The organism is Peribacillus sp. NPDC096379, assembly GCF_044762875.1.
Classification (GTDB): Bacteria; Bacillota; Bacilli; order Bacillales; family DSM-1321; genus Peribacillus.
Map to the genome: position 1 here is coordinate 435,103 of NZ_JBIWFD010000001.1, position 26,977 is coordinate 462,079.

Genomic DNA, 26,977 nt, shown 5'->3' on the forward strand with positions numbered 1-26,977 from the left:
GAAGAGGAATTATTTTACCCATATAACACAAGTTTCGCACACTAAATCAGGCAGGTAAGCTCTGATATAGCTAGGTAAACTGGAACCCCCTTTATTGAATCGCATTTTGAGAAACGAATAATCAAAGCAACGAGCGAGTAATTCAGCATTCTTAAGACTATTTTGGAGGAATGAAAATGAGCTATTTTAAAAATGTTAATCATGTAAAATATGAAGGTCCAGATTCTACGAATGCTTTAGCATATAAATATTACAATCCAGAAGAAACAGTTAACGGTAAGAAAATGGAAGATTTACTGCGTTTTTCCGTCTCTTATTGGCATACGTTTACAGGAGAAGGTACAGATCCATTTGGACAAAGTACAATGGTACGTCCGTATAATAAATTTTCTGGAATGGACTTAGCAAAAGCACGTGTGGAAGCTTCGTTCGAATTTTACGAAAAGTTAAATGTCCCATATTTCTGCTTCCATGACTTTGACGTTGCACCTGAAGCAGATTCACTAAGTGAAACGTTTAAGAACCTAGATGATATTGTTGCAATGATTAAAGAGTATATGAAAACAAGTAAGACAAAATTATTATGGAATACTGCTAATATGTTTTCTCACCCACGTTGGTTACATGGGGCAGCAACAGCGCCAAATGCTGATGTATTTGCCTATGCAGCAGCTAAAGTAAAAAAAGGTCTAGAAATTGGTAAAGAACTTGGTTCTGAAAACTACGTGTTTTGGGGTGGTCGTGAAGGATACGATACTTTGCTAAACACAAACATGAAGCTTGAGCTTGATAACCTTGCTCGTTTCCTCCATATGGCAATAGATTATGCGAAAGAAATTGGTTATGACTCTCAATTTTTAATTGAACCAAAGCCGAAGGAACCTACAAAACACCAATATGATTTTGATGTGGCAACTAGCCTTGCATTTTTACAAACATATGATTTAAAGGATCACTTCAAATTTAATATTGAAGCAAACCATGCAACACTAGCTGGTCATACGTTTGAGCACGAATTACATGTAGCACGTATTAACGGTATGTTAGGCTCAGTAGATGCAAACCAAGGAGATACATTACTTGGTTGGGATACAGACGAATTTCCAACAGATTTATACTCTACAACACTAGCAATGTATGAAATTCTCAATAATGATGGTCTTGGAACAGGAGGATTAAATTTTGATGCGAAAGTGAGAAGGGGTTCATTTGACCCTGAAGACTTGTTCTACTCTCATATTGTAGGAATGGACAGCTTTGCTATCGGTACAAAAGTAGCTCAACGTTTAATAGAAGATAAAGTGTTAGACAATTTTGTTGCAGATCGCTATAGCAGTTATACAGAAGGAATTGGACTTGATATTGTTGAAGGAAAGACAAACTTCCATAAACTAGAGCAATATGCTTTACAACTTGACACGATTGAAAATAAATCTGGTAGACAAGAATACTTAAAAGGAATTTTAAATAAGTACATTTTAGATGCTGTTGCGAGTGTAAGTGTTAAATAACTAAACTATTATCAATACTCTAAGTTATAGACATGTTAAACAAAAGTACAGGAACACTTAAGAGTGTTCCTGTACTTTTAACTAAAGCTTTTAAAAGGGTGAACTCTCATGAAATACGTGATCGGAATTGATTTGGGAACGAGCGCAGTAAAAGTATTATTAATGAATGAAAAAGGAGAAGTTTGTAATGAAACTTCAAGGTCATATCCTTTAATACAAGAACAGTCTGGTTATAGTGAACAAGATCCTAATGTGTGGGTAGAAAAAACACTAGAAGCATTAAAGGAGCTTGTAGAGCAATTCGATGGAGAAGTAGATACTATTCAAGGGATCAGTTATTCAGGTCAAATGCATGGACTTGTTTTACTAGATGAAGAGAATAACGTGTTACGTAATGCTATCCTATGGAATGATACGAGAACAACAGAGCAATGTTATCAAATATACGAAATGATTGGAGAAAAACGTCTGTTAGAAATAACAAAAAATCAGGCATTAGAAGGTTTTACTTTGCCCAAATTACTCTGGGTTAAACAATATGAGCCAGATTTATTAGAAAAAACAGCCGTATTTATGTTACCCAAAGATTATTTACGCTTTAAAATGACTGGTCTAATACATAGTGAATATTCAGATGCTGCTGGTACACTATTATTAAACGTCGGTCAGAAACAGTGGAGTGAAGAGCTATGTCAGTTAGTAGGTATTGATATAAAAAATTGCCCACCTTTAGTAGAATCCCACGAGTGTATAGGAACAATTACTGAAGAAGTTGCTGAAAAAACTGGTTTAACTCCATCAACCAAAGTATTCGCAGGTGGAGCCGACAATGCTTGTGGTGCAATCGGTTCAGGAATTCTTTCGGAAGGAATGACATTATGCAGTATTGGAACATCTGGTGTTGTTCTTTCTTATGAAGAACGAAATGATCGGGATTTTCGGGGGAAAGTCCATTATTTCAATCATGGAAAACAAAATGCATTTTACACAATGGGAGTAACATTAGCGGCCGGACATAGTTTAAGCTGGTTTAAAGATACTTTTGCGGAAAAAGAATCGTTTGAACTATTATTAGCTGGTCTAAAAGATGTTCCTATTGGATCAAATGGTCTATTATTTACTCCTTATTTAGTAGGAGAACGTACACCATATGCAGATTCCAACATACGTGGAAGTTTTATAGGTATTGATACTTCACATAAACGAAGTGATTTCGCACGAGCAGTGATTGAAGGAATTACTTTTTCTTTGAATGAATCAATCGAAATATTCCGAGAAAGCGGGAAAACTATTGATTCAATCATTTCCATTGGTGGTGGAGCAAAAAATGATACATGGCTTCAAATTCAGGCAGATATCTTCAACGCTACAATTATTAAATTATCTAGTGAACAAGGTCCGTCAATAGGAGCTGCAATACTAGCTGCATACGGTTGTAATTGGTACGAATCCATTGAGGAGTGTGCAGATACTTTCATAACCTCAGCTAAAACATATATACCTGTGCCAGAAAACGTCGAAATGTATAGACAGCTTTACCATTTATACAAAAATGTGTATGCACAAACAAAAGAACTAAACCAAGGATTAATGAAATTCAGGAAAAAGTAACAATCAGTGGATAAGGCAGGTTCCTAAAAGCTTTATCGTAGAAAAAGTTTTTTCAAAATAAAGAAAAAACATTTAAAAACAAGTTTATTAGGTTTTTCTTGCAATATTATAGAATCAATAGAGTTCTAAACGGCTATTGATAACTCGGTATTTACCATCATAACGCTTCTGTTTTGAAGGCTTTCTACTAGTTCTTTAAATGTGTTTAAATCTTTAATGGTAACATTTTTTTGCCGGTCCATTGAAAAAAAGACCCCTTAACTAAAAAATGACCCACCGTGGTCCGCATTGCTAAGAGGCGTGGTGGGTTCTGTTACTTACAATATACAGGTCAGCTGAAAACTGTACAGTCCTTACGTTTACATCTCGTGGCGATGCCCTGATAGATCTTGAAAGAATAATTGCTCAATGTCGGACGAATAACTGTATTCAAGAATTAAGATCAACTGTAATCATTCAAATTGGAAAAACTCCTTCGTCTTTACAGAAAGGATAATCATTCATAGTTGGTAAGCTTTAACTTACAAATGCGTGGTCTAGCTCCATTGTCTTTAGACGGCATACGCTTTTAGCCTTGAACTTATGTGTCTATACTTGAGGTATGAGTATGGATGGATATAAAAAAAGCAGCCATGCAGTCTATGACATCAAGTTTCATGTGATATGGGTGACGAAATATAGGTATAACGTGTTGCGAGGTCCCATTGCGATAAGAGTGAGAGAGCTAATCAGACAGGGGGGGAAGCGAGAGGAATCACAATCTTGCAATGGAGTGTGGGAAAAGACCACATCCACCTTTTGCTATCGTGTCCACTAAGTCTAGCTCCAAGTAAAATCATGCAATATTTGAAAGGGAGGTCATCGAGATTATTGCAGGATGAGTTTCCGGAACTTAAAAAGAAGTATTGAGGTCAGCATTTATGGGCCAGAGGATATTTTTGTACCACGGTTGGAGCAGTGACAGAGGAAATCATTAGAAATTATATTGCGAACCAATTTCATGAGGAAAAGAACGAAATATTCAAGATTGAAGAATGAGTTTAGTCTCATTTAATAGGCTTTAGCTTAGGGGCTTTCAGAAGACTTGAGTCTTAGGTAACGACTTTAGTCGTCGACATCTATGTCTAAATCCACCTGCTAAAGCAGGTGGTCGTTTAAGGATGATTACGGCAATGAGATGCGTGTTGTCACCAATTTAATGAACGTTTCGCCAGAAGTGATCGCCGACATGTACAAAGCAAGATGGAGAATCGAAATGTTCTTCCGCTGGATAAAACAGAACCTAAATGTTCCTGTTTTATTTGGTACGACTGAAAATGCCGTTTTTAATCAGCTGTTTACTGCCTTAATCGCTTATATCCTATTAAAATGGCTCTATTCGAAGACATCTGAAGGACGAGTATTTAAAAAGTTATCATTTATCACTTTTCAAAGACAACAACTAAAAGATAACTTACCGATTGACTGGCGTTCTGAAATGGCTGTTAATTTAAAAAAATACAAGAAATCACAAGGGATAGTTCTGTCTAATTTTGGATAATCAACACTCGTGTGGATATTAATTACTATGCTGTTGTTGATTTTGCTGGCTATTCGAAAATTGTCGACATTATCGCACCTGACGGGATAGAGGTTGAAATGCCATATGAAATATCTTATGGAACTGATATGACACTACATCTAGGTAAACAAATTTTGCATGGTAAGGAATTGGTAGGATATGTTACTTTCGTCAAGATCGCTTAAGTGATTTTGGCCGAGTGGCAAGGCAACAAGAAGTGGTGTCTATGATTAAGGAACAGGTTGCGACTATGCAAAGTGTAGTTAACCTTCCAAAGTTACTCGGAGTTGCGGATCCATATATTGATACAAATGTAGGTATAGGAACAATGTTTGCAATTGGAAAAGGTTTAATTGCTGGAAAATCTAATGAAATGGAGTCTTTAAGAATTCCTATTAAAGATTCTTATGGTAATGAATGGGTTAACGTGGGGCCCGTCCTCAAAATTGATTATGAGAAAAACAAACAAGCTTTAAAAGAATTCTTATCACAGGACAATGAAAACCTCGCTAGTCAGGAATAAAAAAGCAAAAAAAGATCTGACATCATTGCCTTAGTTCATTAAGTCAGCGAGCGTCAGACTTTTATATTTTAGGCAATAGTATGTGCGGCAAAACAAGAGAGTTCAAAAAAAGAAACTCAAATTTGAGTTTCTTTTTTATGTAGATCTAATATTTACAGTTTGTTCGCCCTCTTCTTTATTTATGAACCTTATCCCTTTTTGTCTCCGTTTATATACGATTTTTGACATGCACATACTTATTCCATTACATAATTCTCTGTGAAATAAGGTCTCGATTCGGAGTTGAAATCGACGCCGACTCCTAGTTCTTGATATTCAGGGCGGAGCTTATTTTCCCGGTGTCCAAGTGAATTCATTAATCCTTCGTGGGCAAAGATACTGCTTTGCTGGCCTGCCGCAAGATTTTCTCCTGCCATGCGGAATGTGATAGCATCCGCTTCCATTCTGTCGAAAGGAGATTCACCCTCGAGGTTGGTGTGGTTGAAGTAGTTGTGAACAGCCATATCGGTACTATGATCGCGAGCTGTTTTTCGAACTGCGTTATTCCAGGAAAGTACGCCAAGGTTATGATTGACTCTCGCTGCATTCGTAAGATCGAACAATTGGTACTCGAACCCTTCCTTTAAATAAGGACTAGGCTTACCGAAGAAATCTCTCTTCTTTGCTTCAAGATTATCACTTATAATTTGCAGTGCGGTGACCGTATTATTTTCATGCTTGTCGTAAAAAACCGTTATATAGCTATGATCGATATGAAACGTATTGTACTCTTCATTGTCCAATTGATAAAAAGTTAACCCTTTTTGAATTTTTGTTAACGGGTTTCCTAATTGTGAAAGGACTGTTTCTTTAGTTGTGCCAAGTTTCAAGCCTTGTTTCGATGAAATAAGATCCTGATTCGTATAAAATCCAGCCACTTTCTCTTGTTCATCATAAGCGACCATGAAAAAGTTCTGGTAATTCTCATGATAGGCATGCCATTCCACCCCGTATTCATTTAGAGAAGAACGTTTTGGTGTGCCAACCTGACTTTCCACATCTGCTTTCGAATCACCGAGCTCTATATTATGGATGGAGAAGGCTTGTTTCGGTGTAGCTAACGAAGGCTTCTTAACTGGATTCACATCAGGCTGTTCTTTGTCTAATGAAGAATCTAATTTTTCATTCACCATGCCAAACAGATTCCTGGCACCATCCTTCAGCTTTTCCATGCCAGATGAAACTTCCGGTGAATTTTTTAGAGAAGTTACGTCTGATTTCAGCTCCGAGAATGCAGCTTGAAAACCCGATTCCCTAAGCTTCTCTCCATAAAAAAACCAAAATACACCGACAATAATCAATATAGTAAAAAGAAAGCGTACCTTTTTCAAAAATTGTTCCACTCCTTCCTCCATGTCGGTATCTATGACTATTCTAGTTGTTTTATTGTACCAGTTTAGAAAAAAGCATGCATACTTTGATAACTGGAGTTTTATGGTGAAAATAGTCTTCTTCCTGAACTTTATTGAAGAAATGGTTGAAGCCAACTTCATCTAAGTTCGTCTATAAGCAAAAGTGAAACGCTTGAACCGATTTGTAAGGAATATTCTTTTCTTAACGCCCAATCCGCCAAAATTTCAATCAACCAATATCCTTGCTATAATAGATGGGAAAGATTAATTGAGATTGAGGTGCTTATAATGGAAGAAATTAAAACGATTACCCCAGAAGAGGTAGAAGCTAAACTTGAAGCAGGAGAAAACTTGGAACTTGTTGACGTTCGTGAAGATGATGAAGTAGCAGAAGGAATCATTGAAGGGGCTAAACATATTCGGATGAACGATATTCCTGCCACACTTGACTATTTTGATAAAGAGAAAGAATATATTTTCATTTGCCGTTCAGGAGGCCGCAGCGCAAACGTAGCGCATTATCTACAAGAGCAAGGCTACAAGGTCGTGAATATGGTAGGTGGAATGCTTGAGTGGAATGGTGAAGTAATTGTGAAATAAGGAAGACCTTGACGGGCGTTTTCTATAAAAAACATTCATGAGCGTCTACTTTAAAATCCAACGATGAAAAAGGTTCAGGTACTCAAATTGTAATACCATATGAAGGTGGCGGTGCGGGGCTGATTTGGCGAAGCCCCGCCGCTTTTCATCTGAGTTGGATCAGACGCCACATCTATTATATATGGTTTATTAATGTATGACACAATAAACCATATGTAGAGTGTGAGGTCAGACCCGTTTTTTTCAAAAAAATGAATAGTATCATTACTTTTAGGGCACTCTGTATTTAAAAAGGCAGGGGATGGCCGATGATTCAAGTAAAGTTGTTTGATTATGAGCATGAAAAGGATCTAGAAGATGAAATCAATGTATTCCTTGAGGATATCCGTGAAAATAAACTTGTTGACATCAAATACAATATTGCGACGACCGGGGAAGAGGAAGATGATCAAATCTATTGTTTTAGTGCGATGATTATCTATAAGAAGTGACAGCAGTATATAGAGAAAAGGAATTCAACCCACGGCTGATATAATCGAAAATTGGCTGATATAGGCAAGTGTTTTGACAGAATCACTTGGCAGAACTGCTTCATTTAATAGAATATTCCCGAAGATCATTTATTTATGTGTCAAATTGAAAAAGAGCAGATACCAATTATGATTTTGGTATCTGCTCTTAATATTATGCGTGACCTTTAGCATAGAGAGCTGCGTTCATTCCCGCGAGCCGCCCTGTTACAAGCGCCGAGGTAATATTGTAGCCTCCGGTGTAGCCGTGAATGTCTAAGATTTCACCGCAAAAATAAAGACCTGGCATAATTTTCGAGCCCATTTCCTTTGGTTGAATTTCTTTCACAGATACTCCGCCACCGGTAACGAAGGCTTTTTCGATCGAATGAGTACCATTGACAGTGAATTGGAAGTCTTTGCATAGTTCCACAAATCGTCGGACTTTTTCATGTGCTAAATTGCCACCTTGTTCTTGCAAATCGATGCCACTTTTTTCAAGCAGAAAATGCAAATAGCGCTCAGGAAGTAAGCCTTTTAACGTATTCTTAATCGCTTTTTTCGGGTCATCTTTCATTAGTCTAATCACTTCTTGAAAAACTTCTTCTTTGTTTGCATCCGGCAAAGCGTCAATGTTCATCATTACAGCTTGCGATTTTGCTTTTTTTAATTCTTTGACAACGAACTGACTACAGCGGAGAACGGCGGGGCCAGAGATGCCAAAGTGGGTGAAGAGCATATCCATCCTGTGCGTGATCAGCGGTTTACCCTTTGCGTTCAATACACTCAAGGAGACGTCGCGAAGTGCGAGACCTTGCAGAGATTTGTCCTTAATGAATGGCTCATTGCTTGTTACAGGTACTTCAGTTGGGAAAAGCTCGGTAATCGTGTGACCGGCTTTCTTTGCCCATGCATAGCCATCCCCAGTCGAACCCGTCTGAGGTACAGATTTACCGCCGACTGCTACAACAATGCTACCTGCCGTGAAGGTTTGGCCATCTTTTAAACGTACACCTGCAGTTTTTCCATTTTCATAGAGAACTTCAGCAACAGGGGAATTTTTATAAACTGTTACTTTCAAGCTGTTCATACGCTCAAGCAAAGCATCGACAACGCTTTGGGCACTGTTATTAACAGGAAACATCCGCCCATGGTCTTCTTCTTTTAACTCAACACCAAGCTTCTCAAAAAATGCGATAATATCTTCATTATTAAATTCGGAAAAGGCACTATATAAAAAGCGTCCATTTCCCGGGATATGTTTAATAATTTCATCTATCGAAAGGCGATTGGTAACATTACAACGGCCGCCACCTGATATGGCAAGCTTTCGCCCAAGTTTTTCTCCTTTATCAACAAGAAGCACATTCGCTCCTTTTTCTCCAGCGGCAATTGAAGCCATTAATCCAGAAGGACCGCCGCCAATTATTATTACATCATATTTCATGTGATCACCAGCTTTACTATTTTCATTTCTTCATTATATAGCATAACTAGCTAGGAAGTAAAAACGACATGTGAAAACATTTGCTTGTGCCCCGTGTGAGATTTTGCTAAAATTTTTGAGATGATAATGAAAAAATGCTTATTTTAAAGGTCAATATAGATTTTTTAATAGAAAGGGAATATGGTAAGATAGAGAGCGTGAAAACGTAACTGACATAGGCAGGAAGGGATTAGATGTCTTCAAAGCTTTTAAAAGGAGCGTTCATATTAACGCTCGGTTCGGTTTTATCGAAAGTGTTAGGGCTGTTATATGTGATACCGTTTGACGCATTGATGGGAGTAAAAGGAGCTGGTCTGTATTCCCATGCGTACGTTCCATATACGATCTTTATCAGCATGGCTACAGCTGGAATGCCGCTTGCCGTTTCTAAAACGGTTTCTAAATACAATTCATTAGAAGAATATGCGGTTAGTCGAAAATTATATAAGTCAAGTTTGAAACTTATGTTAGTAACAGGGGTTTTAGCTTTTATCGTAATGTATGCGTTAGCTCCTGTGTATGCTAACTTCGTAAGTGTCGGTGAAAAAAGTTTTACAGCTGATGATATTACAGCTGTAATTAGGGCAGTAAGTTTTGCATTGATTATCGTACCATTTATGAGTATTATCCGTGGCTTTTTTCAAGGGCATCAAAAAATGGAACCAACGGCTATTTCGCAAGTAGTTGAACAAATCGTTCGGATTGTTTTTCTACTTGCTGGTGCATATGTCGTACTGAAAATAATGGATGGTAATCTTGTAACAGCGGTCAGTGTTGCAACATTCGCGGCAGCAATTGGTGCAGTTGGTGGGTTATTCGTTCTTTTATGGTATTGGAAAAAAGAAAAACCTTACTTAAACGACCTTTTGAAACAAGACAAAGGGACAATGGATATTTCATTGCCTCATATTTATAAAGAGATTCTCATTTCTTCGATCCCATTCATTTTTGTATCGGTCGCTATGCCTGTTTTCCAGTTTGTGGATAACTTGACGTTTGAGAAGACTTTGGTTTCGATTGGTTTGAGTGGTGACTTTGCCGAATCAGCTTTTGGTATATTAAATTTTAATGCACAAAAGTTAGTTGTGATTCCAATGACACTAGCGACTGCCTTTTCGATGGCTCTTCTTCCATCCGTGACAAAGGCTTATGTGAGTGATGATGACAAAGCCTTTCGTCATCAACTAGATCAGGCATTTCAAATTTTACTATTTTTAACGATCCCTGCCGTCATTGGGATGGCAACTTTAGCTGATCCGATTTACACTGCGTTTTTCGATCATAATCCATTAGGGACGAGTATTCTTGCTACTTATGCTCCAACAGCGATTTTATTTGCGTTATTTTCTGTGTCAGCTGCCGTGCTACAAGGGATTAACCAGCAAAAATATTCAGTGTTAAGCTTATTAGTAGGATTACTAATTAAATTGAGCATAAATATTCCATTCATAAAAATGTTTGAATCAGTAGGAGCGGTATATGCAACTACCTTGGGGTACATCGCTGCCTGTGCTTTGAATTTATTTTTTATTCATTATTTTACAGGATATCGGTATAAGCTTGTGATAAAGAGAACAATTCTTATGAGCGTATTTACGGCAATTATGGGACTTGTAGTTTGGGGAGTAGAAAGTTTATTAGGCCTGTTTTTGGATCCTGAAATCAAACTTCAAGCAATTGTAATTATTATCATATCCGCTATCTTCGGTGGTCTCGTCTACGCAGCTTTCTCTCTAAAAAGTAAATTAGCACACCGCTTATTTGGCAGTCGAATCGATCGTTTAGCACAGAAACTGGGTGTAAAGGCGAAGGTTTAATTAAAAAGAAAATAGGGAAGAGTATGAATCTCCCCATAATAGATAGAGGATGTCCCAAAAGGGTCTGGCCCAGCACTCATCACACAGTTTATCGTGTTTCTTACACTTTGTTTAAACTGTCTGTAGTAGTTGTGGGGTCTGACCCTTTTCTTGTTATAATAGAATGAATGCATATAAACAAGACATGTTAAAGAGATGCCAGATCAATCGTACCGGAGGAACTTATGAGAATTGATAAATTATTAGCAAATGTGGGCTACGGTAGCCGAAAAGAAGTGAAAAGTTTACTTAAATCAGGCGCTGTCGTCGTGAATGAACAAGTTGTGAAGGACGCGAAGGCGCATGTTGACCCAGAAGTGGATCATGTGACGGTACATAACGAACCAGTGGTATATAGAGAGTTCATCTATTTGATGATGAATAAGCCACAAGGCCTTATTTCTGCCACGGAAGATAATTTTCAGGAAACAGTGATTGATATACTAGAACCAGAAGATGCAGCAATGGAGCCTTTTCCAGTAGGACGCTTGGACAAGGATACAGAAGGGTTACTGTTGATTACAAATGATGGCCAACTTGCTCACCAGCTACTTTCCCCCAAAAAGCATGTCCCGAAAACGTATTTCGCAGTGATTAACAGTGAAGTGACACAAAGCGATATCGAAGAATTTAGTAAAGGGGTAACGCTGGATGATGGCTATCATACTAAGCCTGGAGAGTTGAAAATTTTAAAATCAGGACTAACATCTGATATTGAATTAACGATTATGGAAGGGAAATTTCATCAAGTAAAAAGGATGTTTGAAGCGGTAGGCAAACGAGTCGTTTATCTGAAGCGTATTTCAATGGGCAGCCTTGGGCTTGATGAAGCGCTCGAACTTGGTGAGTACCGTGAATTAACCGATGAGGAACTTGAGGCTTTACGGAACGGACAATAATCATAAGCAAAAAAATGAGGCGGACTGTATGAGTCTGCCTCATTTCTAGTAGATGGGTACTATTCTTCTATGTCTTTAGTTTGTAAATACATGGTTGGAAATCTTTTAAAAAAACTGTGTCTTTAGCTTTAAGATGACATCTTTACTTTTTTGCTTGTTGTGGTCCATAGTCCGCGGCTTGGGCTTTTGACTAAGTCGTTATAAGCTAACACATTTAAATCGCGCTGTATTGTTCGAGGAGTGATGCCAAATTCTTCTACAAGGTCCTGAGTAGAAACCGTACCGTTATTACTAATAAACATATAAACGGATTTAATACGGGTTAACATGCGATTTGTTGAAGGTTTCAAAAAATCACTCCTTATTATTTTTCATTGGCACTAAAACAAATGAAAACAACCGATAAGATGGACAACATTCCAGCTGCCACTATGTACTTGCTTTACCCATCCTGAAACTCCCCTAAAACATTGCGCAAAATTTCAAGCTGTCATTTGCCTTTATTCTACCTCTTTATTGGAAGAAATTCTAGAAAAAAACCATGTAATTTACAAAATATTTACTTTTCACCGTTAATTTATGCGTGTATTCTCATTTTATTCATTTTCAATCGACTTATGGGAAAAAATTCCGATTGGTTTTATGTAAAGTGTTAGGTATAATTCCAATGTATTCATTAATAGTTAACAGGAGGAAAAGGGTTGCTAGAAGAAAGATTTAGAAATGATCTTGTTTATCGAAAAGAGAACGTGTACTTTATTTTCACAATGATTTTTAGTATTATGATGTATATTTTTTTAGCCTTTAGCATTATTGGAATTGTGATTATTGGAACGCTCATTTTATTGTCATTATTTGTCCATGGTTTATCGATGGCGCATATTCGCCGTAATGGTGTTCGGATCAGTGAAAGACAGTTTTCAGGGGTTTATGAAAAGGCAGAGTTACTTGCAAAAGAGATGGATATGAAGGTTCCCAATATGTATGTGTTGGAGTCTTCTGGGATGTTGAATGCGTTCGCCACTCGTTTTTTTGGAAAAAATATGGTTGTTATTTATTCGGAATTATTTGACTTATCAGAAGAGGGGAAGGAAGATGAGCTGATGTTCGTGCTGGCTCATGAATTCGCCCATATTAAACGAAGACATGTGTTGGTGCATATGCTTGTTCTTCCTGCGATGTTTATGCCATTACTTGGTGAGGCGTATATGCGCGCTTGTGAATATACATGTGACCGCTATGCGCACTTTTATGTGCAAAATACGGAAGCATCGAAACAGGCTCTTACCATGCTTGCCATAGGAAAGAAACTTGCTCCGAAAGTGAATCAGGATGCATTTGTGAACCAAATTCGCGAAGAGTCGGGATTTTTTGCTTGGTTAAGCGAAAAGCTCTCCACACATCCCCACCTTCCAAAGCGTTTAAATGCGTTGGATAATTGGTCATTTCCGGAAGAAAAGGAATTAATTAAAGAGAAAAAAGCAACGGTCATATTAGGGATTAGCCTCAGTATCCTGCTATTTGCGGCTCTGTCTATTGCAGCAGGTGTAAGTATTGCCAAAGCGGTATCGACTCTAGCCACTAGTGATTTCGCTGCTATGTTCTCAGATGACTATGAAATGGAAGAAGGCTATACACCGCTTATGATTGCAGCCTCCGAAAATGACACGGAGACCATGCTTTCGCTCCTTTCCGATGGTGCCGATATTAATGAAACCGACGATTACGGCCAAAGTGCACTTCATCAAGCAGTGTCCTATGAAAATTACGAAATAGCTAAATTATTGCTAGAAAAAGGCGCAACCGTTGATTTAGTAGATTCGTATGACACAACCCCGCTGAATTTTGCTGCTTATATGGGAAATATTAAACTGGTTACCTTACTTCTCGAGTACGGTGCAGATCCAACTAAAAAAGACTTGGATGGTCTATCGGCGATCGATTACGCGAAGGATTCGAATAACAAAGAATTGATCGAACTATTTAACCAATAAATTGAAAAGACTTTTTTCCTGAATTGGAGAGAAGTCTTTTTTTATAAATAAATTTTTTGAAAAAATATCTTGCATATCAACTACATACATGTTAATTTGTTAATGAATTATAAATCGTAATAATTACGATTTAAATTAAATCAATATGTATGTAGATTATTTGTAACGAGATAAAAAATTTAGAAGGGAAGATACGAATGAATAAAATTCCAGTAACAGTACTAAGCGGATATTTAGGAGCAGGTAAAACAACTCTGCTTAATCACGTCTTACATAACCGGGAAGGCCTTAAAGTCGCAGTGATTGTAAATGACATGAGCGAAGTCAATATCGATAGTGAATTAATTCAAAAGCAAGGCGGTTTTTCTAGAACAGAAGAGAAATTAGTAGAGATGTCTAATGGGTGCATCTGCTGCACATTACGTGAAGACTTACTTGTTGAAGTGGAAAAGTTGGCAAGACAAGGTGATATTGACTACATCTTAATTGAATCTTCTGGGATTAGCGAGCCTGTTCCAGTTGCGCAGACATTCTCTTATATTGATGAAGAAATGGAGATTGATTTAACTAGATTCTGTAAACTGGACACGATGGTAACGGTAGTCGATGCGAATCGTTTTTGGCATGATTTCGAATCCGGTGATTCACTGCTTGATCGTAAGGAAGCGGTGGGAGAAGACGACGTTCGAAATATCGCCGATTTATTGATTGACCAAATTGAATTCTGTGACGTTCTTATTTTGAATAAATGTGATTTAGTTGAATCAGAAAATTTGGGAAAACTAGAAAGAGTGATAAGAACGCTGCAGCCTGAAGCGAAAATTATTCGTTCTGTTAACAGTACAGTTCACCCAAAAGAAATTATGAACACAGGATTATTTGATTTTGACAGAGCAAGTTCCCAAGCTGGCTGGTTAAAGGAACTTAACTTAGGGCCTGCACAACATACACCGGAAACGGAAGAATACGGAATATCCTCTTTCGTATATGAAAGAAAATTTCCTTTCCATTCAGAAAGATTCAATAACTGGGCTGGATCGATGCCCATTCAAATTGTTCGTGCAAAAGGAATTGCTTGGTGTGCAAGTAGAAATAACTTAGCCTTGTTATTATCACAAGCCGGCCCATCTGTAAGCATTGAGCCAATCTCTTATTGGGTAGCCTCTCTGCCAATCGCGCAACAGGAAGAAATTTTACGACAAAACCCAGGTTTGACTGAAACATGGGACGAAGAATTTGGAGACAGACATACGAAACTAGTGTTCATCGGGCTGGATTTGAATGTTGAAATGATTACCAAAGAATTGGATGGATGCTTACTCACTCCGGATGAGTTTAATGATGAATGGAGTAAACTTAAGGACCCATTTGTCTGGCAGCTAACTCAGTAATAAGTAAACGAACAAGGAAAATGATGTGAAATCATAATTTATAAATCGTAATAATTATGATTTGATATTGCGATATAAGTTGGAGGAAAGATCTTCGTTTTTATTTTCACTTCAGATCGAAGACAGACTTGCTTAATATGTGGCAAGTTTGTTTTTGTTTAACTGCTAATTCATTTTTCCGTAAAGATTGTTTATCCTAGATCTCTTCTCACTTCTGATGGTTATTCTACTTAAATTTCTCCCAATGATTTTATGATGGTATTAGGATCGAAACATCTATTTTTGATAACATTTATCTTTTCCCTTTCATTCTTAGCTGAAATTATCTAAAATAGGGATGATCAAAAAAAGAAAATGTAGACGTTTTCAAAAAAAGGGGCCTGTGATGATTACAACCATGAATAGTTATTCGCCTTATATGACATTTACCAAAGAGGAATGGGCAAAATTACGTTTTAACACACCGATGACATTGACAGAAAATGAGTTAGAAGAATTACAAGGAATCAATGAGAATATATCAATGGATGAAGTTACAAATATTTACGTTCCGTTGGCTAGGCTTATTAATTTATATGCGACGGCTTCTCAACAACTTCATTCTGTCACTGATACTTTTTTTGGGAAAAGCACCCGTAAAATACCTTATATTATAGGGATTGCGGGTAGTGTCGCGGTTGGGAAAAGTACAACCTCGAGAATAATTAAGGCTTTGCTCTCAAAATGGAATAATCACCCAAAAGTTGAAATTGTAACAACAGATGGCTTCCTTTTTCCGAACTCTGTATTGGAGCAAAAAGGGTTAATGCAAAGAAAGGGATTTCCAGAAAGCTATGATATTCGCGAACTCATAAAATTTCTGGCACAATTAAAATCAGGCACTCCAACCATTTCATCCCCCGTTTATTCACATTTGTATTATGATGTCTTGCCAGGGGAAAATGAGATCATCGATCAGCCAGATATCGTGATTGTAGAAGGAATAAATGTGTTGCAAACACCTATACTTCAGGATCAGTCATTACCAAGTGTATTTGTCTCAGACTTCTTTGATTTATCTATTTATGTGGATGCAGTAGAGAGTGATTTGAAGGAATGGTATATAGACAGGTTCATGAAACTAAAGGAAACAGCTTTTCACAATCCGAAGTCTTACTTCCATCGTTATGCGTCTCTTTCCGATGGTGAAGCTTGCGTTGTTGCTGCGGATATTTGGAATCGAATTAATAAAGTCAATTTACTTCATAATATTGAGCCGACAAAGACACGAGCTGATTTAATTTTAACAAAGGCTGCCACTCATGATATTCATTCCATTAAGTTGAGGAAGATTTAAGCTGACTTTTTATAACAGAGAAGAAAGGAAACGCATAGATGACTGATAACAAATTAAGTCAAATTGGACCGCCGCGTTTTGCGATCGCCGTTCATGCTCTCATCTGGCTTGCCAAAAGTAGTAAATTGCAAACGAGCTCAATACTTGCTGAGCAGGTGAATTCTCATGCGACCTTCTTACGCAGAGTGCTTGCCCAGCTTGCAGATTCAGGGATTGTGGAAACAAAGGAAGGGCGTGATGGCGGGTACAGCTTGAAAATTCCGGCACAGAAATTGACGCTTGCTGATATATACATCACTGTTAAACCTGAATGCATACGTTATGGGGAAGAAGAAGTAGAGTGTGGTAAAGCGGGGAAACAATTGGACCAGTTGCTTGAAGAAATTCTAAACAAAGCCGAACACGAGACTATAAAATATTTAAAGGCAATTACTTTGGAACAAGTTATGGATACCATTGATTTTACCGATTTCGAAAAAAGCTATACAGGCTGATTATTTGCTGAATCATCTTGTGCAATTTATAATGTGCTTACTTAAGTTGCAATTAATCGTTTTGAAAAATAACATACAGGAGGTACAGCCATGAGAGTTGAAGTATGGTCTGATTATCAATGTCCATTTTGCTATATTGGCAAACGCCGTTTTGAAAAAGCATTGTCTCAATTCGCTCATCAATCGGAAGTTGAGGTTGAATTCAAAAGCTTTGAATTAGATCCAGGTGCAAAAAGAGATATGGGGATGAATATTCACGAAATACTGGCAAAAAAATATGGCACATCAGTTGAACAAGCGAAAGAAATGAGTGCCAATGTAATAAGCCAAGCAAAAGGAGAAGGATTAGACTATCACTTTGATACGATGATTCCTACCAATACATTTGATGCACATCGATTGATGCAATTCGCTGCTGCCAAGGGAAAAGAAAATGAAATGAACGAGACGTTATTTCATGCGTACTTTACAGAATCCCAGCATATCGGCGATCAAGAAACACTTGCTTCACTTGCTGAACAAGTCGGACTGGATAAAACAGAAGTAACTGGCATGCTTGCTAGTGATCAATTCACTGAAGAAGTAAGGGCAGATGAAAGTGAAGGAAGTCAGTTAGGAATTACCGGAGTACCATTTTTCGTTATTAATCGAAAATACGGCGTTTCCGGTGCCCAGCCGACGGAACTGTTTTTAGAAACATTGAATAAGGTTTGGACTGAAGAAAATCCACTGCAAATCTTAAATGAAGCCTCAACGGATAATAGTTGTACAGATGGATCTTGTGCTGTTCCTGAAAAGTGATAGCATTTAAATAGAAATGAATAGATATCATAAAGGTCTGGACTCACACACTATCCATTGTTTATAGCTTGTGAGAACAGACCTTTTTGTATGTTTGTTTTATAATAAAAAAAGTATAATTAATCCGTTTGATTCGGATAATCACAATATTCAATAATGGTTCCTTCAGTATCGGCAGGATTTAAATAGATAAGTCTTCTGCCATGTTTGTTGATACGTAAGGAATTTTCCAAAATCCGAATGCCCTGTTGCTTCAGTTCGAGTAAAGCTTCATCCAAATCTTCAACTCGATAGGCAATATGATGAACACCTTTGCCTTTCTGCTTAATGAATCGAGCAATCGGTGAAGTCGTGTTGTTTGTTGGTGCAAGCAGTTCGATTCTTTCCCCGTTTATTTCGATTATGGCAATTTCACTTTCTACCCCTATTGCTTCACTACTGTAACGATCTATTAATTGCCCGCCTAATATCTTCTGATAAAAATTAATACTACTTTCTAAATCACGTACAGCTATGCCTATGTGATCAATTATTTTATCCATATAATCCTCCAAGTTTACATCTATTCCTATAGTATAGTAGCACATGCCATCAATAAACGATGAATCATGACGTTTCTTGTTTTAAAATGATTAATGAGTAGTCTATTAACATTTGTAAAAATTTTACTTGCGTGAAGCGCACTACATTTAGTACGATAAAGGGAGAAAAGAGTCTATTCATTTGGGTTGAATTCTATCATAGCTTGCGTGAAACTGTGGAAATTCATGTTAAATGAAATGTATGATGCGCTTTTTTAGATAAAGTGAAACTTCAATCAGTGTGGGCTTGACTTTCCGTTAATGCGGGATAAAGATCGTATTTTTATAAGCTTTTTTTCAATACTGGCATTTAAGAATGAGCTGAATAATTATTTAGGGGGTATGGTGTTGAAACGTACAGGTGAGTATGTGCTAGGAATTATTGGGATGTTACTATCGGTTTTATTGACTTTTATTGGGATCTTTTTTATGGCCATGAAGCAAAATGATGGAATCAGACAAGCAATAGAAGGAGAAATATCAAATGATCCAACGATAACGATGGAAGAATTCTCTCTGGTGCTGGACGCTGTTGGAGGATTTGGCTTGATGATTGTAGTTGCATCGGCAATTGGTATTATACTTGGTCTTATTTCCATCTTCATTTTAAAAAGCAAACGCCAGAAGATGGCTGGAGTTTTCTTTATTATAACGGCTGTTCTTGTTGGCTTGCTATCGGTCGGCTTAGGATTGCTTCAGGCAGTTTTATTCCTGATTGCTGGAATCATGTGTCTTGTTCGTAAGCCGAAGAATATAGAAAAAGATCCATATGTAACGGTGTGAAAGAATTCATAGGAGGATGTCTCATAAGGGTCTGACCCTTGCTTTTGAGACATCCCCTTTTTATTTGATTCTGGCATTCAATTTAGTTCAAGCAATACGATCACTTTCAAACATGATCGTGAAAACAATTATTTATCCCAAACACCCATTAATATCGAAGTTTCGCGTATAATGAAACCTTGTACAAATGGGAAAGATAATAAAAATTCATAATAAAAGAGGCAAAATGATGAAAAGTTTTAAAGAATATAGATTAAGTGATGAAATTGTAAAAGCGTTAACGAGTATGAATTTCACGACTCCCACAGAAGTTCAAAGTAAGGTGATTCCGCTAGTGCTTGAAAATCGGGACCTTGTTGTGAAATCACAGACAGGGAGTGGGAAGACGGCTTCATACGGAATTCCGATTTGTGAGAAAGTGGATTGGAATGAAAACAAGCCACAAGCACTTGTCTTGACTCCGACGAGAGAGTTAGCGGTTCAAGTGAAAGAAGATATTATAAACATTGGCCGCTTCAAACGAATTAAAGCGACCGCGGTTTATGGCAAGCAACCATTTGCAAAGCAACAAGCAGAATTAAAGCAAAAGAGTCATATTGTTGTAGGTACACCAGGTAGGGTGCTTGATCATATTGAGCGTGGGACCATTGCTTTAGATAAACTAACTTACCTTGTGATTGATGAAGCAGATGAGATGTTGAATATGGGCTTCATTGATCAAGTAGAGGCGATTATCCAGACGCTGCCAAGAAATCGCGTAACCCTTCTTTTCTCAGCAACACTGCCGGAAAGTATTAAGAATATGACGCATAAATATATGAATAAACCAGGTGATGTTGAAATTAAGGCATCAGGTCTCACGACGAATACAATCCATCATACTGTGATCGAAGTCGAAGAACAGGAGAAATTTAGGCTTCTTCAAGATATGACGGTTGTAGAAAACCCAGATAGCTGTATTATTTTCTGCCGAACAAAAGACCGCGTTGATCAGTTAGTTGATGAGTTAACGGATTTGGATTACGACTGTGATAAAATTCATGGAGGGATGGTGCAGGAAGATCGTTTGGCTGTCATGAATGATTATCGAAGAGGAGAATTCCGTTATTTAATTGCAACAGATGTGGCAGCAAGAGGAATTGATATTGATAGCATTACACATGTAATCAACTATGATCTACCATTGGAAAAAGAAGGATATGTCCACCGTACTGGTAGAACAGGGCGTGCTGGGAAAACAGGACATGCAATTACATTTGTCACTCCTTTTGAAGATCGATTTTTAGCAGATATTGAGGCATATATCGGCTTTGAAATTGAAAAAAGAAGTGCTCCAACCGAAGAAGAAGTAACAAGTAAGCAGGCGGCATTCGAAACGAAAATGAATGCCCAACCAGTATTGAAAAAAGATAAAGCAGACGCATTAAATAAAGGAATTATGAAACTCTATTTTAATGGCGGCAAGAAAAAGAAATTACGGGCAGTCGACTTCGTTGGAACCATTGCCAAAATTAGCGGCGTATCTGCTGATGATATTGGGATTATCACCATTGAGGACCATGTATCTTATGTTGAAATATTAAATGGCAAAGGTCCACAAGTATTGCGGGTGATGAAGGATACGACAATTAAAGGAAAACTACTAAAGGTAAATGAAGCAAAGAAGAAATAATAAAGCCGATGCAACCAGGTCTAATCAAATATAGACTCTAGTAGTGTTATAATTCTTCAAGTGCGTGTTCAAAAAGGAGGATAAAAAGAGCCGAGAAGTTCGAGGAGCGCATCTCGAGAGGACCGGACTTGCACAGGATGTGCTGACTTCTGTGTTGCGCACAGGACGTGCGCGATTTTAGCAGAAGGTCATTCATGAGCTTTGAAGCAATTCGACAGCTATTTTTACCGGAATTTTTGAACATCTTCTTCAAGGTAACAAACAGAACAAATGGCCAGTCAAGTACAGTAGAGCAACCAGGAAATTGAAAACATAAACGTGCAATATGTGTATTAGGAATAATAAATATTGGATTTCAGTAGATGTTTTGGGGTATAAATAAGGCAGGGTTTTTAAGAAAGAGGGGAAAAGAGTTTGGAAGAGCGCAAAGAGATATTTTCATGGGTAAAGGCCATATTAGTCGCCGTTTTACTTGCTTTTGCTATTCGTACCTTTATATTTGCTCCAATTATCGTAGACGGTGAGTCAATGATGCCCACCTTGCACAATCATGAGCGTGTTGTACTGAATAAAATGGGTACCGACATTGAAGACATAAACCGATTTGATGTTGTTGTTTTTCATGCGACAGAAAAAAAAGATTATATTAAACGTGTTATTGGGCTTCCTGGTGATCGAATTAAATATGAAGATGATGTTCTGTATGTGAATGACAAACCAATAGATGAACCCTATTTAGCTGAATATAAAAAAATGACGGACGGTTTGTTAACATGGGATTTCACTCTGGACGAAACGGTTCCTGAAGGTCAATTATTCGTCATGGGGGATAACCGTCAAAATAGCCTCGATAGCAGAGAAATTGGAACTATTTCCATTGATCAAGTCGTTGGTAAAGCAAGCTTCGTCTATTGGCCGGTAAAAGAAATTAAATTAATCAAGTGAGACGAATAAGGATGACTGAAAAGGGTCTGACCTCATACTCTATACATAGTTTATAGTGTTACACACTTAAATTTAAACTATAGGTAGTGGGGGTCTGACCCTTCTTTATTTTGTTGAATGTTCTTAAGTCAGTCTCTAAAAGATGTGGTGCTATAGTGTTAGTCAAATCTATATACGAGGTTTTCACATAATCAGAATATATCGATCATATCCTGCTCCAATAGGGAATATACTCTATGGTTGTGTTTGCTAGTGGGATAGAAAAGTCCTGGAAATTTACTTGGTGAAAGCGGATAACATTTCATTGTCGAACAGGAAAGGACAGGTTATAATTGGAAATAAACCAAGCGTTTTTTAATAAAGATGTTAGAAAAGTAATAGTCTAGTAATAAATAGGAGAGAAAATTTGGGGAAATAGGTGGGAGGCAATTTGAAAAAATATCTTGTGTTGGTTGCGGCAATTACGATGGTCGGGGGATTGGTTCTGTACGGAAAACACGGAGAAGCAGCTACTCATGTAAAGTCTAATGAAGTCCAAGGCATCGGTCAGCATACGAAGCATGAGCTTCTGCTTTCTAAGAAAGAATGGATCGAACAGGAAATAACATTGCTTGATCCAAGAAATGGAAGCGAAATACAAAAACTTAAACCTTCTTCATTTAGTAATGAAGAAAACGCAGCGCTGATTGCAAGCGAACTAGAGAAAAAATATGATCAGCCTATGGTCCCAGCCCAACTAAATAGTGATGGGACATTGAAAGCCGGCAGTAACAGAGTCGTGTTTGATAAAGCAGCCTTTGTTACGGCATTACAGAATATAACGTTTTTTCAAAGAGAAATTGAAGTACCGATCACGGAAAGTGCACCTAATATAACGGCTGAAGCGGCTGCAAATGTGGATCAAGATGTGCTAGCCTCTTACAAAACCCACTTCAATGCTTCAGTTAAAGGAAGAACGACTAATATTGTTCTTTCCGCTAAGGAGATTGACGGGGTCGTATTAGGTCCTGGAGATAGGTTTTATTATAATTTAATTGCCGGTGAAGCTAATGCTGAAAGAGGCTATCAAAAGGCCATGGAAATTGTGAACAAGGAAATGGTAGAAGGAATTGGCGGTGGAATTTGCCAGACATCTAGTACACTCTATAATGCTATAGACAAGGTAGGCCTAGAAATTTTAGAACTACACCACCATTCGTTGGGGGTTTCCTATGTTCCGAAAGATCGTGATGCTACTGTAGCGTATGGAGTAAAGGACTTTAAGTTTCAAAACAATAAAGATTTTCCTATTATGATTAAGACTATAGTGGATACAAAAAATGGAACGCTTGAAGTCCAAGTACGAGCAGCCGATCAATCTGTTGCAAAAAAAGGCTAAGAACTTTGTGAGAATTTCTTTTTTAAACATCCTCCAATATGTAAATTGTAGGGATGAAATCGGGTAACAACAAAATTTAAAATCAATGATATACTATAAGTAGAGCCTGGCCTAGACAAAATTCTTTGTTTAGGTTTTGTCTTTTTTATGTGACGTACATAAAGTGAAACATCCATCGGTCTGATTTTATTCATCCCTCACTGATGGGTAGTTAAATCAGGATAAAAAATGATGTGGAAGGAGTGTGATGAAAGATAGTGAGATTTAAAAAGATGATACCGAATTTTGTGACGTTAGGAAATTTGTATTGTGGGTTTTTATCGATAGGCTTTGCGGCAAATGGTCAATATAGTAATGCAGCTATCTTAATCTTGATTGGCATGATGCTAGACAGTATGGATGGCCGGTTGGCACGAATGTTACAAGCAGACAGTATATTAGGAAGAGAACTGGATTCATTGGCCGATATTGTTACATTTGGTGTTGCTCCCTCGTTTCTTGTGTATTATACATATTTCTTCCACTTTGGCTTGTTAGGATTGATTGTAGCTGGACTGTTCCCACTATTCGGTGCATTCCGCTTAGCAAGATTTAATATTAGCTCATCCAAATCATCTATGAATTATTTTATCGGAGTTCCGATTACAGCGGCCGGTGGAATTCTGGCGTTACTTACCTTATTTGGAGGTAAACTACCCAATATCATCACGACAGTTGTCTTTACAGCGCTTTGCTTTTTAATGGTGAGTAAGATCCGAATACCGAGCCTAAAAGAAATACCACTTCCAAAATACGGGACCATTGTAACCGTATTTCTAGGCTGTTCTTTATTTGCAATTTATAAAGGCACCCAACAAAACTTTCCTTATCTCATCTATATCGCCACCCCGCTTTATATCACGTATTTAGGGTATCGATTTGTGAAAAGCAGGAAAGAATCAGAATGAAAATGGAGGTTGCCTAAAAAAGGTTTGATCCTTTTGGTATCGGGCAGTCTCTGGTCATTCATTTTAGATATCGTTAAAATGGTAGAAAATTTGGAAGCAATGATAAAATAGAACGATGATGTGAATAGGAGTGAATGTACTGTGAATAAAATAAATTGGCGGAATGAAATAGAGAGCCGGAAGTTGGACTTATTGCAGGACACACAAAATCTCTTGAAGATTAAAAGTGTTTTAGACGAAGAAAATGGAACAAAAGAAGCTCCATTTGGCGCAGGTGTAAAAGAAGCGCTCGACTACATGCTAGGGCTTGGAGAGAAAGCTGATTTCACGATTAAAAACGTAGACAATATCGCTGGTCATATTGAAATGGGAGAAGGGGAAGAGGTCGTCGGAATTCTTTGCCATGTAGACGTGGTGCCAGAAGGAGACGGCTGGGGCTCAGACCCGTTTGGAGCTGAAATTCGTGATGGAAAAATCTTTGCCCGCGGCGCCCTTGATGATAAAGGGCCGACAATGGCGGCTTTCTATGCGATGAAAACAGTGAAGGAGCTTGGTCTACCTTTAAGTAAGCGTGTGCGGATGATCATCGGTACAGATGAAGAATCCAATTGGCGTTGTGTGGACCGATATTTTGAAGTGGAAGAAATGCCAACAATAGGCTTCGCACCAGATGCTGATTTCCCAATCATTAATGCGGAAAAAGGAATTTGGGATTTTGCGATGATTCAAGGGCCGGCGAAAATAAATCAGAAGACATCCACGGTGAATGTGAAGAGCTTTACGTCTGGCCGCAGAACGAATATGGTGCCTGATTTTGCGACTGCTATTGTGGAATCGACGAATAGTGAAGAAGTAACGAGCCTTTTCAATTCATATGTAAATAGACATTCTTTAACGGGTATTGCCACTCCTATGGGGAATGAACTATTATTTGAGGTTAATGGTGTATCTGCCCATGCAATGGAACCAAATAATGGTGTGAACGCAGGGCTACACCTGGCAGATTTCCTATCAAGTCTAGAACTAGATGAGCACGCTAATACGTATTTCCGTTTTATTCAAGAGTATTTAATTGACGATACACGTGCGAGCAAAATTGGAATTGCCTATAGTGATGAAATGACGGGTGAGTTGACGTTGAATGCGGGCAAATTTAATTATTCGAGGGATAATGAAAGCAGCATTGGCTTTAGCATGCGTTATCCGGTTACGTATAAATGGGAAGAAAATTCAACGAAGCTAAAAACTCATCTGAAATCCTTGAATTGGAGCCTTGTAACGAATTCTCACTCCACTCCACATCATGTGGACAGTGAAAGCTTCTTAATTAAAACATTACAAAAAGTATATGAAGAAGAAACGGGTGAAAGAGCCGATTTGCTTTCAATCGGTGGAGGTACTTATGCCCGTTCATTGACAGAAGGAGTCGCATTCGGTCCACTGTTCCCAGGCAGTGAGGACCTTGCCCATCAAAAAGATGAGTATATTGTGATTGAAGATCTGTTAAAAGCGGCAGCTATTTACGTAGCAGCCATTTATGAATTGGCTAAGTGATAACAAGGGGGGAATCGGCATGGAAAAAATGATCCTTAATGGTGAAATACGTAATCGTAGCGAGATAAAGATGGAATTAGAAGACAGAGGCTACCAATTTGGCGATGGTGTATACGAGGTCATCCGAATTTATAATGGCAAGCTGTTTACGAGTGAAATGCATCTTACGAGGCTGATTGAAAGTGCGAGCAAAATCAGTATCAACATTCCTTATACGGTAGGAGAAATCGAGGCTCAGCTAAAGGACCTTGTAGCCGAAAACGAGATTACATTCGGAACAGTCTATATGCAATTTACAAGAGGGGTCTCACCTAGAAATCATGCCTTTCCAAGTACTGATGTTACCCCGGTTTATGTTGCTTACACAAAAGAAGTACCATATAATGGGGCACTAAAGCCGGGAGCAAAGGCGATCACAATCGAGGATATCCGTTGGCTTCGCTGCGATATTAAAAGTTTAAACTTGCTTGGAAATATCCTTGCTAAACAAAAAGCGGCAGAAGCGGGCTGTTTTGAAGCGATTCAGCATCGTGACAATATGGTAACTGAAGGAAGCTCATCGAATATTTCTATCATAGTAAATGATGAACTGAAAACACATCCAGCTACTAACTTGATCTTAAATGGAATTACTCGCCAAGTGATGCTTAAAATATGTAAGGATTTGGGTGTTTCTTATCAAGAGGAAGTCTTTACATTAGAAGAACTGATGGCAGCGGATGAGGTCATCATGACTAGTACAACGGCTGAAATCATGCCAATTACTGCAATAGATGGTCAATCCATTGGCAGCGGTGAACCAGGTACTGTGACACGTCAAATACAACAAGCTTTTCATGCAGAAATTGAGCGTCAGTGCGGTCACGTTATTGAATCTATTGTGAAATAATCAAAAACATTCTTAGTTGAAAATACGAAACGAAACAAAATGGAACGAACAAAAACTTGATCGTTTGCAAAATGAAGTACGCTTTCCGTAACCGAGGGGACAGAGCAGTCTGTCCTCTTTTTGGAATGATTGTAACTAAACATCCTATATCAAGTGAAACTAATTTCTATTTTATCCTCTCACCTCTAAGCCTTAAGGTGGTGGGCAGTTATCTTCCACCTACGCTTCTTCGATTTCTTTAAGCTTTAAGCTGGAGGGTTACTGC

General features: G+C 38.0%; 25 protein-coding genes and 1 pseudogene. 22 read left to right on the top strand and 4 right to left on the bottom strand.

What is annotated here, in order from left to right:
- Positions 1 to 176 precede the first annotated feature (176 nt).
- From xylA to ACIQZI_RS02240, 6 genes and pseudogenes are all read left to right on the top strand, one after another.
- Positions 177 to 1,511 (top strand): xylose isomerase, encoded by a 1,335-nt coding sequence (gene xylA, locus ACIQZI_RS02215; protein ID WP_403068837.1) that lies wholly within the window; start codon positions 177 to 179, stop codon positions 1,509 to 1,511.
- A 108-nt stretch (positions 1,512 to 1,619) separates the two neighbouring features.
- A complete protein-coding gene (gene xylB, locus ACIQZI_RS02220) occupies positions 1,620 to 3,122 on the top strand; it encodes a xylulokinase (RefSeq protein WP_403068840.1) in 1,503 nt (500 codons plus the stop codon).
- A 607-nt stretch (positions 3,123 to 3,729) separates the two neighbouring features.
- Positions 3,730 to 4,160, top strand: a pseudogene (gene tnpA / locus ACIQZI_RS02225) (IS200/IS605 family transposase).
- A gap of 139 nt (positions 4,161 to 4,299) precedes the next feature.
- Entirely contained in the window at positions 4,300 to 4,662 is a 363-nt protein-coding gene (locus tag ACIQZI_RS02230; RefSeq protein ID WP_403068843.1) for a transposase, read from the top strand.
- Between the two features lie 11 nt (positions 4,663 to 4,673).
- The gene (locus ACIQZI_RS02235) at positions 4,674 to 4,868 is read left to right on the top strand and encodes an LCP family glycopolymer transferase (protein ID WP_403068846.1); all 195 of its coding nucleotides are present in this window, start codon (positions 4,674 to 4,676) and stop codon (positions 4,866 to 4,868) included.
- Between the two features lie 14 nt (positions 4,869 to 4,882).
- Positions 4,883 to 5,206, top strand: a complete 324-nt coding sequence (locus tag ACIQZI_RS02240) for an LCP family protein (RefSeq protein WP_403068849.1) — start codon at positions 4,883 to 4,885, stop codon at positions 5,204 to 5,206.
- A gap of 236 nt (positions 5,207 to 5,442) precedes the next feature.
- Here the strand turns inward: ACIQZI_RS02240 and ACIQZI_RS02245 are convergent, their stop codons facing one another.
- Positions 5,443 to 6,588, bottom strand: a complete 1,146-nt coding sequence (locus tag ACIQZI_RS02245) for a CAP domain-containing protein (RefSeq protein WP_403068852.1) — start codon at positions 6,586 to 6,588, stop codon at positions 5,443 to 5,445.
- A gap of 297 nt (positions 6,589 to 6,885) precedes the next feature.
- Between ACIQZI_RS02245 and ACIQZI_RS02250 the strand changes: the two genes are divergently transcribed.
- Together ACIQZI_RS02250 and ACIQZI_RS02255 are read left to right on the top strand one after the other, a co-directional pair.
- Entirely contained in the window at positions 6,886 to 7,197 is a 312-nt protein-coding gene (locus tag ACIQZI_RS02250) for a rhodanese-like domain-containing protein (RefSeq protein WP_403068855.1), read from the top strand.
- Between the two features lie 308 nt (positions 7,198 to 7,505).
- Positions 7,506 to 7,688 carry a sporulation protein Cse60 gene (locus tag ACIQZI_RS02255; protein ID WP_403068858.1) on the top strand — a complete coding sequence of 61 codons (183 nt, stop codon included), beginning with the start codon at positions 7,506 to 7,508 and terminating at the stop codon, positions 7,686 to 7,688.
- 193 nt (positions 7,689 to 7,881) lie between these two features.
- Here ACIQZI_RS02255 and ACIQZI_RS02260 read toward each other — a convergent pair whose 3' ends face one another.
- Positions 7,882 to 9,153: a BaiN/RdsA family NAD(P)/FAD-dependent oxidoreductase gene (locus tag ACIQZI_RS02260; protein WP_403068861.1), complete on the bottom strand. Its 1,272-nt coding sequence runs from the start codon at positions 9,151 to 9,153 to the stop codon at positions 7,882 to 7,884.
- Between the two features lie 233 nt (positions 9,154 to 9,386).
- Between ACIQZI_RS02260 and ACIQZI_RS02265 the strand changes: the two genes are divergently transcribed.
- Both ACIQZI_RS02265 and ACIQZI_RS02270 read left to right on the top strand, forming a co-directional pair.
- A complete protein-coding gene (locus ACIQZI_RS02265; protein ID WP_403068864.1) occupies positions 9,387 to 11,009 on the top strand; it encodes a putative polysaccharide biosynthesis protein in 1,623 nt (540 codons plus the stop codon).
- Positions 11,010 to 11,233: 224 nt separating this feature from the next.
- Positions 11,234 to 11,947 carry a pseudouridine synthase gene (locus ACIQZI_RS02270; protein ID WP_403068867.1) on the top strand — a complete coding sequence of 238 codons (714 nt, stop codon included), beginning with the start codon at positions 11,234 to 11,236 and terminating at the stop codon, positions 11,945 to 11,947.
- 128 nt (positions 11,948 to 12,075) lie between these two features.
- Here the strand turns inward: ACIQZI_RS02270 and ACIQZI_RS02275 are convergent, their stop codons facing one another.
- Entirely contained in the window at positions 12,076 to 12,297 is a 222-nt protein-coding gene (locus ACIQZI_RS02275) for a DeoR family transcriptional regulator (protein ID WP_028392313.1), read from the bottom strand.
- 351 nt (positions 12,298 to 12,648) lie between these two features.
- On the opposite strand from ACIQZI_RS02275, the gene ACIQZI_RS02280 reads away from it, so the two are divergent.
- From ACIQZI_RS02280 to ACIQZI_RS02300, 5 genes are all read left to right on the top strand, one after another.
- Entirely contained in the window at positions 12,649 to 13,941 is a 1,293-nt protein-coding gene (locus tag ACIQZI_RS02280; protein ID WP_403068870.1) for a M48 family metallopeptidase, read from the top strand.
- Positions 13,942 to 14,138: 197 nt separating this feature from the next.
- Positions 14,139 to 15,332, top strand: coding sequence for a GTP-binding protein (locus ACIQZI_RS02285; protein ID WP_403068873.1), 1,194 nt, complete (start codon positions 14,139 to 14,141; stop codon positions 15,330 to 15,332).
- Positions 15,333 to 15,717: 385 nt separating this feature from the next.
- Positions 15,718 to 16,668 carry a type I pantothenate kinase gene (gene coaA / locus ACIQZI_RS02290; protein ID WP_062176583.1) on the top strand — a complete coding sequence of 317 codons (951 nt, stop codon included), beginning with the start codon at positions 15,718 to 15,720 and terminating at the stop codon, positions 16,666 to 16,668.
- Positions 16,669 to 16,706: 38 nt separating this feature from the next.
- Positions 16,707 to 17,162: an RrF2 family transcriptional regulator gene (locus tag ACIQZI_RS02295; RefSeq protein ID WP_403068877.1), complete on the top strand. Its 456-nt coding sequence runs from the start codon at positions 16,707 to 16,709 to the stop codon at positions 17,160 to 17,162.
- 90 nt (positions 17,163 to 17,252) lie between these two features.
- The gene (locus ACIQZI_RS02300; RefSeq protein WP_403068880.1) at positions 17,253 to 17,963 is read left to right on the top strand and encodes a DsbA family oxidoreductase; all 711 of its coding nucleotides are present in this window, start codon (positions 17,253 to 17,255) and stop codon (positions 17,961 to 17,963) included.
- A gap of 119 nt (positions 17,964 to 18,082) precedes the next feature.
- On the opposite strand, the gene ACIQZI_RS02305 is transcribed toward ACIQZI_RS02300, so the two are convergent.
- Positions 18,083 to 18,505: a VOC family protein gene (locus ACIQZI_RS02305; RefSeq protein WP_062176592.1), complete on the bottom strand. Its 423-nt coding sequence runs from the start codon at positions 18,503 to 18,505 to the stop codon at positions 18,083 to 18,085.
- 387 nt (positions 18,506 to 18,892) lie between these two features.
- Between ACIQZI_RS02305 and ACIQZI_RS02310 the strand changes: the two genes are divergently transcribed.
- The 7 genes from ACIQZI_RS02310 (at position 18,893) to dat (ending at position 26,712) form a co-directional block, all read left to right on the top strand.
- A complete protein-coding gene (locus ACIQZI_RS02310; protein WP_403068884.1) occupies positions 18,893 to 19,327 on the top strand; it encodes a DUF4064 domain-containing protein in 435 nt (144 codons plus the stop codon).
- Between the two features lie 226 nt (positions 19,328 to 19,553).
- A complete protein-coding gene (locus tag ACIQZI_RS02315; RefSeq protein ID WP_062176597.1) occupies positions 19,554 to 20,999 on the top strand; it encodes a DEAD/DEAH box helicase in 1,446 nt (481 codons plus the stop codon).
- Positions 21,000 to 21,413: 414 nt separating this feature from the next.
- The gene (gene lepB, locus ACIQZI_RS02320; RefSeq protein ID WP_403068888.1) at positions 21,414 to 21,944 is read left to right on the top strand and encodes a signal peptidase I; all 531 of its coding nucleotides are present in this window, start codon (positions 21,414 to 21,416) and stop codon (positions 21,942 to 21,944) included.
- A gap of 430 nt (positions 21,945 to 22,374) precedes the next feature.
- The gene (locus ACIQZI_RS02325; RefSeq protein ID WP_403068891.1) at positions 22,375 to 23,322 is read left to right on the top strand and encodes a VanW family protein; all 948 of its coding nucleotides are present in this window, start codon (positions 22,375 to 22,377) and stop codon (positions 23,320 to 23,322) included.
- 257 nt (positions 23,323 to 23,579) lie between these two features.
- Positions 23,580 to 24,269, top strand: coding sequence for a CDP-diacylglycerol--serine O-phosphatidyltransferase (pssA, locus tag ACIQZI_RS02330; RefSeq protein WP_062176605.1), 690 nt, complete (start codon positions 23,580 to 23,582; stop codon positions 24,267 to 24,269).
- Positions 24,270 to 24,410: 141 nt separating this feature from the next.
- Positions 24,411 to 25,823 (top strand): dipeptidase PepV, encoded by a 1,413-nt coding sequence (gene pepV / locus ACIQZI_RS02335; protein WP_403068895.1) that lies wholly within the window; start codon positions 24,411 to 24,413, stop codon positions 25,821 to 25,823.
- A 19-nt stretch (positions 25,824 to 25,842) separates the two neighbouring features.
- Positions 25,843 to 26,712 carry a D-amino-acid transaminase gene (dat, locus tag ACIQZI_RS02340; protein ID WP_403068898.1) on the top strand — a complete coding sequence of 290 codons (870 nt, stop codon included), beginning with the start codon at positions 25,843 to 25,845 and terminating at the stop codon, positions 26,710 to 26,712.
- Positions 26,713 to 26,977: the final 265 nt, after the last annotated feature.

Bases quoted from the DNA above. Each gene is read 5' to 3' on its own strand.
- ACIQZI_RS02295 (WP_403068877.1), top strand. From the start codon at position 16,707: ATGACTGATAACAAATTAAGTCAAATTGGACCGCCGCGTTTTGCGATC.
- ACIQZI_RS02255 (WP_403068858.1), top strand. From the start codon at position 7,506: ATGATTCAAGTAAAGTTGTTTGATTATGAGCATGAAAAGGATCTAGAA.
- ACIQZI_RS02265 (WP_403068864.1), top strand. From the start codon at position 9,387: ATGTCTTCAAAGCTTTTAAAAGGAGCGTTCATATTAACGCTCGGTTCG.
- dat (WP_403068898.1), top strand. From the start codon at position 25,843: ATGGAAAAAATGATCCTTAATGGTGAAATACGTAATCGTAGCGAGATA.
- xylA (WP_403068837.1), top strand. From the start codon at position 177: ATGAGCTATTTTAAAAATGTTAATCATGTAAAATATGAAGGTCCAGAT.
- ACIQZI_RS02315 (WP_062176597.1), top strand. From the start codon at position 19,554: ATGATGAAAAGTTTTAAAGAATATAGATTAAGTGATGAAATTGTAAAA.
- ACIQZI_RS02270 (WP_403068867.1), top strand. From the start codon at position 11,234: ATGAGAATTGATAAATTATTAGCAAATGTGGGCTACGGTAGCCGAAAA.
- ACIQZI_RS02260 (WP_403068861.1), bottom strand. From the start codon at position 9,153: ATGAAATATGATGTAATAATAATTGGCGGCGGTCCTTCTGGATTAATG.
- ACIQZI_RS02285 (WP_403068873.1), top strand. From the start codon at position 14,139: ATGAATAAAATTCCAGTAACAGTACTAAGCGGATATTTAGGAGCAGGT.
- xylB (WP_403068840.1), top strand. From the start codon at position 1,620: ATGAAATACGTGATCGGAATTGATTTGGGAACGAGCGCAGTAAAAGTA.
- ACIQZI_RS02305 (WP_062176592.1), bottom strand. From the start codon at position 18,505: ATGGATAAAATAATTGATCACATAGGCATAGCTGTACGTGATTTAGAA.
- ACIQZI_RS02230 (WP_403068843.1), top strand. From the start codon at position 4,300: ATGCGTGTTGTCACCAATTTAATGAACGTTTCGCCAGAAGTGATCGCC.
- coaA (WP_062176583.1), top strand. From the start codon at position 15,718: ATGATTACAACCATGAATAGTTATTCGCCTTATATGACATTTACCAAA.
- ACIQZI_RS02250 (WP_403068855.1), top strand. From the start codon at position 6,886: ATGGAAGAAATTAAAACGATTACCCCAGAAGAGGTAGAAGCTAAACTT.
- ACIQZI_RS02300 (WP_403068880.1), top strand. From the start codon at position 17,253: ATGAGAGTTGAAGTATGGTCTGATTATCAATGTCCATTTTGCTATATT.